The organism is Bradyrhizobium pachyrhizi (genome assembly GCF_001189245.1).
Taxonomy (GTDB): Bacteria; Pseudomonadota; Alphaproteobacteria; order Rhizobiales; family Xanthobacteraceae; genus Bradyrhizobium; species Bradyrhizobium pachyrhizi.
Genome location: NZ_LFIQ01000094.1, coordinates 7,523 through 15,253 on the forward strand (window position 1 = coordinate 7,523; position 7,731 = coordinate 15,253).

General features: G+C 62.0%; 7 protein-coding genes and 1 pseudogene. 5 read left to right on the plus strand and 3 right to left on the minus strand.

The window, feature by feature from the left end; translation table 11 throughout:
- Both AKL29_RS45430 and AKL29_RS23630 read right to left on the minus strand, forming a co-directional pair.
- Positions 1–348, minus strand: a 348-nt coding sequence (locus tag AKL29_RS45430) for an FAD binding domain-containing protein (RefSeq protein ID WP_244482357.1), incomplete at its 3' end; no start/stop codon positions are given.
- Between the two features lie 249 nt (positions 349–597).
- On the minus strand, positions 598–1,056 hold the full coding sequence (locus AKL29_RS23630) for a hypothetical protein (protein WP_152977731.1): 459 nt from the start codon (positions 1,054–1,056) through the stop codon (positions 598–600).
- 443 nt (positions 1,057–1,499) lie between these two features.
- Between AKL29_RS23630 and AKL29_RS23635 the strand changes: the two genes are divergently transcribed.
- From AKL29_RS23635 to AKL29_RS23645, 3 genes are all read left to right on the plus strand, one after another.
- Positions 1,500–2,984 (plus strand): ABC transporter substrate-binding protein, encoded by a 1,485-nt coding sequence (locus AKL29_RS23635; RefSeq protein ID WP_244482359.1) that lies wholly within the window; start codon positions 1,500–1,502, stop codon positions 2,982–2,984.
- A gap of 522 nt (positions 2,985–3,506) precedes the next feature.
- The gene (locus tag AKL29_RS23640) at positions 3,507–4,805 is read left to right on the plus strand and encodes a peptidase M15 (protein WP_157346336.1); all 1,299 of its coding nucleotides are present in this window, start codon (positions 3,507–3,509) and stop codon (positions 4,803–4,805) included.
- 39 nt (positions 4,806–4,844) lie between these two features.
- Complete coding sequence (locus tag AKL29_RS23645) at positions 4,845–6,038, plus strand: aspartate kinase (RefSeq protein WP_050385818.1); 1,194 nt, start codon at positions 4,845–4,847, stop codon at positions 6,036–6,038.
- On the opposite strand, the gene AKL29_RS46840 is transcribed toward AKL29_RS23645, so the two are convergent.
- A complete protein-coding gene (locus AKL29_RS46840; protein WP_488230431.1) occupies positions 6,013–6,168 on the minus strand; it encodes a hypothetical protein in 156 nt (51 codons plus the stop codon). The genes AKL29_RS23645 and AKL29_RS46840 overlap by 26 nt on opposite strands.
- Positions 6,169–6,299: 131 nt before the next feature.
- On the opposite strand from AKL29_RS46840, the gene AKL29_RS23650 reads away from it, so the two are divergent.
- Together AKL29_RS23650 and AKL29_RS43710 are read left to right on the plus strand one after the other, a co-directional pair.
- The gene (locus AKL29_RS23650; RefSeq protein ID WP_050385819.1) at positions 6,300–7,475 is read left to right on the plus strand and encodes a M14 family metallopeptidase; all 1,176 of its coding nucleotides are present in this window, start codon (positions 6,300–6,302) and stop codon (positions 7,473–7,475) included.
- A gap of 15 nt (positions 7,476–7,490) precedes the next feature.
- Positions 7,491–7,574: pseudogene (locus tag AKL29_RS43710) on the plus strand (IS5/IS1182 family transposase); the annotation flags it as partial.
- Positions 7,575–7,731: the final 157 nt, after the last annotated feature.

Consider the following 7,731-nt stretch of genomic DNA (forward strand, 5'->3'; position numbering starts at 1 on the left):
CGAGCCGTTGCAGAGATTGCCGCCGGCGGAGGCGCGGCCCTGCACCTGCTTGGAGCCGATCAGGTTCACGGCCTCGAGCACGCCGGGCCACACCTTGCCAAAGCGCGCATGCTCGGCGAGCTCCATGCCGGAGACGGCGGCACCCACGCGGAAACCGCCATCGGCGGTTTCGCTGATCTCGGTCATCTCGCCGATCTTCTTGATGTCGACGATCAGTCCCGGCCGCACCAGGCCGGAGCGCATTTGCACCAATAAGTCGGTGCCCCCTGCCATAATGCGGGCGGCACTCCCGGCGGCAGCAAATGCGCCAATCGCTTCGTCAAGCGTGCGCGGTGCTACGTATCGGATATCGGTCATGACGGTTCTTTCGGTCTCCCTCGACTGCTTGTTCCCTTAAGATTTGCGGGATGTGGCCTTATTGCTGGCCGGCAGACCGCGAGCCTACACGGCGGATCGGGGTCCGAACAGCCTGCGAGGTGCGGCAGGAAGCGCAGGCTCCTATGCAGGATGCGGACTTGTGCGGTGCCGGCGGCACCGCGCGACCTTCGCTTTGCGGCGCGCTCGCGACCCGCCGCGACGAGGCCGCCGACAGATCGGTCAGGCCCGACCGCGTTTGCCGGAGCCGATCCCAAGCATCGAGAACATCCCGATGACGAGCAGCGCCGCCGGAATGCACCACCACAACACATAGCCGAACATGTATTCGAAGATCGTGCGCCGGTAAGGGGGAAGCGGATTGGGCAGCGCGCCGGCACGCTGCATCTGCTCGATCTTCTCCTGCGACAGCTCGTGGTAAACGTTGAGCGGGCGGCCGTTGAGGTCCTTGCCGGAGCCCTTGACCATGAGGGCATAATAGCCCGTCATCTTGTAGGGCAGGATGAAGGAGTGCGTGAGGCTCACATAGCCTAGCGCGAGGGCTTCGCCCTTGGGACCCTTCTCGGTCAGGTCCTGCAGCTGCTGGTAGCTGTATCGCGTGCCGAACTCCGCGGCGCGCACGTCCTGACCGGACACCGCCATGGCGGCGAACACGAGAAGAACGAGCAGACCGCGGCGCATGGCGTCTTGCCTCTCAAAGGGACGCGGCGGTTCGACCGCCGCACGTTCATCGAGCAAGCTACCGGAAAGGTGTCCAACCCCGGCTAACCCAGGCAATACAAGTGTCAGCAGCCGGTTAAGTCCTCCTCAACCTCGTCGGGACGTGCTGAGCGCGGCGAAGCCCGGAACCAATGCCTGCTCGGCGATGTGCTCAAGCCGCGAGCGCACACGGCTGCGCAACCGCGCAACCGGACCGAACGCGATGGCGCGGCTCTTGCTTGCTTTCAACAACGGATTGGTGAAGCATGCCGGCGCAACGGCAGATCGGGAGACGGCGAATGGTCGAATTCTCGCGCAGAACGCTCCTCAAATTTGCGGCCGGCGTGCCGCCGGCGATCGCGGCGCCGGCCATCCTGTCATCGCGCGCCTTTGCCGCGGGCAAGGGCAAGACCATCACCGCAGTGATGCATTCGGACCTGCGCATCATCGATCCCGGTTTCACCACCGCCTACATCACCCGCGACCATGGCTACATGGTCTACGACACGCTGCTCGGCATCGATTCGAGCTTCAAGGTCCGCCCACAAATGGCGGACTGGACGATCTCGGACGACAAGCTCACCTACACCTTCACGCTGCGCGACGGCCTGAAATGGCATGACGGCGCGCCCGTCACCGCGGAGGACTGCATCGCCTCGCTGAAACGCTGGACCGCCGTCGACGGCATGGCGCAGAAGCTGGCCGAATTCACCGCTTCCCTCGAGGCCAGCGGGCCGAAGACGATCGTGCTCAAGCTCAAGGAGCCGTACGGCCTCGTGCTGGAGTCGCTGGCAAAGCCCTCCTCCTACGTCGCCTTCATGATGCCGAAACGGCTCGCGGAGACGCCGCCGGGCAAGCAGATCGCCGAGCAGATCGGTTGCGGACCGTTTAAAATTATACAGGCGGAATTCCAGCCGGGCGTGAAAGCGGTCTATGAGCGCAACGCCGACTACGTGCCGCGCAAGGACAAGCCGGATTGGCTGTCGGGCGGCAAGGTCGCGAAGGTCGATCGCGTCGAATGGGTCACGATGCCCGACGCGCAGACCGCGATCAACGCGCTGCAATCCGGCGAGATCGACTTCCTGGAACAGCCGTCGGTCGACCTGCTGCCCGCGCTGGAGGCGAACTCCGATCTCGCCGTGGCCGTGCTGAACAAGTTCGGATTCCAGATCGAGGGCCGGATGAATTTCCTGCACCCGCCATTCGACAATGCCAAGGTCCGCCGCGCCGCATTCCTGGCGATGAACCAGAAGGACGTGCTCGACGCCACCGTCGGCAACGCGAAATATTACGAGATTTGCGGCTCCTATTTCGCCTGCGATACGCCGCTCGCCAGCGACGCCGGCGCCGAGACGCTGATCAAGGGCAGCGGCATGGCCGAGGCGAGGAAGGCGCTCGCCGCCTCGGGCTATGACGGCACGCCCGTGGTGATCATGATCCCCGGCGACGTGCAGACGCTGAAAGGACCGCCGACGGTCGCGGCGCAGCTGTTGCGCGCGGCCGGCTTCAACGTCGACGCGCAGGTGACGGACTGGCAGACCGTGGTGAGCCGCCGCGCCAGCCAGAAGCCGCCCAAGGAAGGCGGCTGGAATCTGTTCTTCACCTTCACCGGCGCGACCGAGGTGATGAACCCGATCGTCAACAACCAGATCGCTGCGAACGGCAAGCGGGCGTGGTTCGGCTGGCCCGAAGACGCCAAGCTCGAGCAGATGCGCGACGCCTATGCGCGCGCCACTTCGCCCGAGGAGCAGAAGAAGGTCGCGGTCGAGATTCAAAAGCAAGCCTACGAGCAGGTGATCTATATCCCGCTCGGCCAGTTCCGCTTGCCGAGCGCCTGGCGCAAATCGCTCACCGGCGTGCTGGAAGGCCCGGCGCCGCCGGTGTTCTGGAACGTCGACAAGACCGAATAGGATTGGCGACGCGATCGACGCGCCGCCGATCATCTTTGGGCCAGCCGAGGCACGTCGGAATGTTCATCGGTTCAGCCACCGAGGCGCTTCACCTCTCCCGCTTGCGGGCCCTGCAAAATATCGAAAACAACCCCATGCAAAGGAGCCGGCGGCCACCGGCGTTCGACAGAGCAACTTGACACGTCGGGCAAATCAGGAATACATTTCCAATATTCCGAAATCGGCCGAACCATTGGCTGCGATTGCGCGTCATTCGCAGCACCCCAGCGTTGCCGATAACGAGGGCGTGGACTCATAGAGGTCCGCTTCTGACGGCGGCGCAGTAATTGCCGTGCTCGACCGTCGTCGACTGCTTTTGACCTAGAACGGAAATCAGAGCTCGATCGCTGGTGAAAATCACCGAACGCAGCAGCACGCGCCGTGCCGGGTTGCTGGCGGCCGCGCGTTGCGGTCGGGCAACACTTTCTGGAAAAAGCGTGGCGCCAACTGCTTCCCCCATTGCGCGTTTTCATTTTGATCCGAATGATCGATGCCGTCGCGTGCTGGGCGGTGCAACAGGGCTCGGATCGAGCCTTTGGAGGCTACGGGGTGATGAACCCGCGGCGAATTGCGACTCCGGAGTTGTGCGGGACGGTCATTCTCGCAGGTTGGCTCCTTGCCTGGCTTGCCGGCTCTGCCGGCATCGGGAACAGCGGCGCGGTGTCCATCAAGGACCTCGCACCATCTCTCGCCGCCAACGCCGAACTGGCTGATACGCGACAGGCCACGGCAGTCGACAACGTCACCAAAGTGAATGCTGAAGCAGCGATGGCTGCAGAGCCCGTAGCGGGGCCGGCGTCCGACACGACGGCCCCGCCGCAGGCAGGCGTCATGGGTAACGCCGTCGCCAACGCCGATGCGGCGATAGCGGTTGAATCGGCGCCGGCGACACCCCCTGATGCGACAGCGACCTCGAACGAGCCGAAGTCAATCGTCGTGGCTGCGTTGCCCGATCCGTCGCAGACGCTGCCGGCCGAAACATCGCCGGTGCAAGCGGCGACGGCGAGCCCGCCTCCAGTGTCGAGCGACACCGAGGAGGCCGCGAGACCCCTGGATATTTTCGAGGAGTGCCTCGTCGTCGATGTCTGCATCGACCGGTACCTGTGGGCGCTCTACCAGCGGACGCCGAAGGAAGACACGATCAGCGTACAAGAGCAGCGGAAAGTGACCGTCAAGAAGAAGCGCAAGACGGTGACTGTCACCAGGACGTTCACCCGGCGCGTCAATAACGATTTCACGTGGAAGGATCCGAAGGCGGCGGAACGAATGGGCATGCCGATGATCGACTACGTGATTGGAGGGGTGGATCGGAGCTTCAAACTCAAGCTGTTTCACGCGCTTTACGCGGCGGAGCAGGCCGGGTTGGCGCCCGGCATCACCAGCGCGTTCCGCGATGACTACCGTCAATCGATCGCGAGCGGTCTGAAGGCGGCGTCCGACAAGTCATACCATGGAGGGAGCTTCCGCGGCGGCTATGGCCACGGGCTTGCCGTCGATGTCGTGAGCGTCAAAGGCGCGACGCGGGCGGAGCGTTGGGTCTCCACCGATGCCCTTTGGAAATGGATCGATGCGCGTGGACCGGATTTTGGAATCGGGCGACCGTATCTCGATCGAGATCCACCGCATGTCGCGCCGATAGACGGCAAGGAATACGCCGCTCACCGCGGCGGGACGAAAGCTCAGCACGCGGAAGCGGATCGCAAGAAGCGCGACCGGGGCGCTGTGCGGGTCGTGGCAAAACGATCGAAGACCGCAAAAGCGTCGAAGGGGAGAACGATCTGATCGGGTTCGGCTGCGCCTTCCAACACGACGCGGGCAAGAATGCCTAGCAATCCCATCATCGTGCAAAAATACGGCGGCGTCTGTCTCGAAACACCGGCAAGAATCCGCGCGGCCGCAAGCCGTGTCGCCGATTTGCATGGCCGTGGTCATCGTGTCGTGGCGATCGTTTCAGCGATGGGCAAGACCACCGATGAACTCGTCAGGATGGCCTATCAGGTCAGCCCGCATCCCAATCGCCGCGAACTCGATATGCTTTTGACCACCGGCGAGCGCATCAGCATGGCCTTGATGAGCATGGCGCTGGCTGATCTCGGCGTGCCGGCGATCAGCTTTACCGGCAGTCAGGCCGGTGTCATGACCGACGGCTCCCATTCCTCCGCACGCATTCTGGACGTGCGGCCCATTCGCGTGCGCGAAGAACTCGATCGTGGACGGATCGTGGTTTTGGCGGGCTTTCAGGGCGTGAACCCGCTGACCAAGGAAATCACGACGCTTGGCCGGGGTGGCAGCGATACCACCGCGGTCGCCATGGCTGCGGCGCTCAAGGCGGAGTGCTGCGAGATTATCAAGGAGGTCGACGGAGTCTGCTCGGCTGACCCGCGCATCGTCGCGGACGCAAAACCCTTGCGTCAGCTGGATTTCGCATCCCTATCCGAAATGTGCTTCTGGGGCGCCAAAGTCCTGCACTTTCGCAGCGTGGAGCTGGCCCACAGCCAAAACGTGCCTTTGGTCCTGAGAAAGTGGGGCGGCGCTCGACACAGCACGCAAGTGATGAAGGAGGTCGCAGACATGGAGAACGGAAAAGTCCTGGCCGTCAACTCGATGGCCCGCATTGAGCATGTGGAGATCGATTCGGCGGACCTCAATCAAGGCTTTGAGAAGTTCGCGCAGCATCTCGAGCAAAATGGCTTGCCTTGGCCGCAACTCCTCGCCTCGGCTTTCACCGCCGAAAAAACCCGCATCATGATGACTTGCGATTCTGAGGCACTCGACGCGTTGCTGCGCACACTGGAACGGAGCAAAGACCTGCGCAAACAGCGCGAGACGCTGAGTTCGGTGAGCCTCACTTGCTTCGGCGGCATTTCCTCGGACCTGCCATACAGGGCGGTTCAGATTCTGCAACGTCACGGAATCATCGCCGACAAGTATGTTTTGTCATCGCATTCGGTAAGCTTCTTTGTTCCGGTGGAGAGCCGTGAGGCCGCGGTCATGGCTTTGCACTCGCTGATCTAGGCCATGAACCCATAAACGCGCCGCGCTGACGCATTGTCAGTGTCCGCTGTGCCCCGATAGCCCACGCATTGTTGCACAGCAGCTTGGCGAACAACGCTGCAAAGTCCCTAGTCCGAGCCAATTCCAACATAGCTCGCGCAACAATCTTGCACCCTCATGAGATCAGTAACACACTTCGGTGCCCTGCAGTCGCGGGATGTCGCGACCATTATGCGTTTCATTCTCTGATCGTACCATCATAAAAAAGGGAGAATTGACACCATGCCGGACGATTCCGAAAAAGGTCTCGATCGCCGCAACTTCTTGGTTGCATCTATCGCCACCGCTGGAGCCTCGGCCGCCTTCGCTGTCAACGCTAACGCTGCTGGCGAAGCGTCGGCTGCGTCGGCGGGGACCGTCTATACCGGCGATGTGATCCAGGGGAAGAAGGTCATCAGCGCGCTGGACGTCAACGACCTTGAGCCCGGGCAGAAGCATCTCTTCTATTTTCAGGGCGTGCAGATGCCTACGGGCAAACACTGGAATGTGTCGGTAGTGGTCGCGAAGGGGGTAAGGCCAGGCAAGCGCGTCCTTCTGATCAGTGGTGTGCACGGCGACGAGATGAGCTCGATCCATACGGTCATGACCGTGATGAACCAGCTCGACCCCAAAAGTATGTCGGGCACGGTGATGGCGGTCACCGATGTGTCTCGCCCCGCCTTGGAAAGCATGCAGCGGCGATGGCCCAACGTGGGGTTGGGTGCCGACCTCATAGACATGAACCGAGTATGGCCGGGAGACGAAAACGGCCCCACCCCGACCAGCCGACATGCGGGGTTGCTGTTCAATCGTCTGCTGCGGCCGAACGCCGACTTCGCCATCGATTTCCACACCGGAGCAACCGGCTTTAGTGCCAGTGCCTTCAATATCGGCGATATGAATATTCCGGAGGTCAAGGCGATGCTGGAACTCTTTCCCGTTACCCAGATCTTCAATAATCCGGTGTATCCGGTTGTTCTCCATAACGCTCTGATTGACGTGGGCATTCCTGCGTTCTGCTCTGAGATTGGCCCCGCTCGGGTACTCACTCCTGATATGATCGATCTGTTCGTTGAGGGTACGATGAACGTACTCAAACACCACGGTATCGTATCCGGCCCGATGGGCAAAACCGGCAAGGACGTGACTGTTTTCATTGGCAACAGTGGCTTCCCGATTGTTGCGACCGAAGCCGGCTTCGTCGAACCTCTGGTTAAGCTTCACGACAGGGTCAACCCTGGGCAGAAGGTCGCTGTACAGCGCAACAGCTTTGGCGAGATTGTTGCCGAATATATGAGCAGCGTCACGGGGGAGGTCTTTGCACTGCGTACTGACGTGACATCTGAGCCGGGCAATCCTCTGCTGTTTATTCTTTTCGAGAAGCCGACGCGGGAGGGCATGGAGTCTTATCCCGAGTAGTTCGCCCGAGCACGTTCCGTCGTGCGCGTGCACCAGCACGGAGCCTGCATCGCGGACAACGATCGCCAAGATATGGGTCGCTCGCGAGGGGGCCTGACGAGGCCGCGCCCTAGTTGAAGTTTGGCAAGGGACGACGTCGCCCGTCGGCCCTTGGCATCCAGACCGGCTTCGCTATCGCCTGCTTGAGAACGAAGCGGACGCGGTTTTGTGAGTACGTGCCCTATTTCGGATGCCACCAGCGTCCGCCGATCACGAC

What these genes read in the sequence shown, in the direction of transcription:
- AKL29_RS23630 (WP_152977731.1), bottom strand. Translation starts at nt 1,056, where the DNA reads ATGCGCCGCGGTCTGCTCGTTCTTCTCGTGTTCGCCGCCATGGCGGTG.
- AKL29_RS23635 (WP_244482359.1), top strand. Translation starts at nt 1,500, where the DNA reads ATGCATTCGGACCTGCGCATCATCGATCCCGGTTTCACCACCGCCTAC.
- AKL29_RS23640 (WP_157346336.1), top strand. Translation starts at nt 3,507, where the DNA reads ATGATCGATGCCGTCGCGTGCTGGGCGGTGCAACAGGGCTCGGATCGA.
- AKL29_RS23645 (WP_050385818.1), top strand. Translation starts at nt 4,845, where the DNA reads ATGCCTAGCAATCCCATCATCGTGCAAAAATACGGCGGCGTCTGTCTC.
- AKL29_RS46840 (WP_488230431.1), bottom strand. Translation starts at nt 6,168, where the DNA reads ATGTTGGAATTGGCTCGGACTAGGGACTTTGCAGCGTTGTTCGCCAAG.
- AKL29_RS23650 (WP_050385819.1), top strand. Translation starts at nt 6,300, where the DNA reads ATGCCGGACGATTCCGAAAAAGGTCTCGATCGCCGCAACTTCTTGGTT.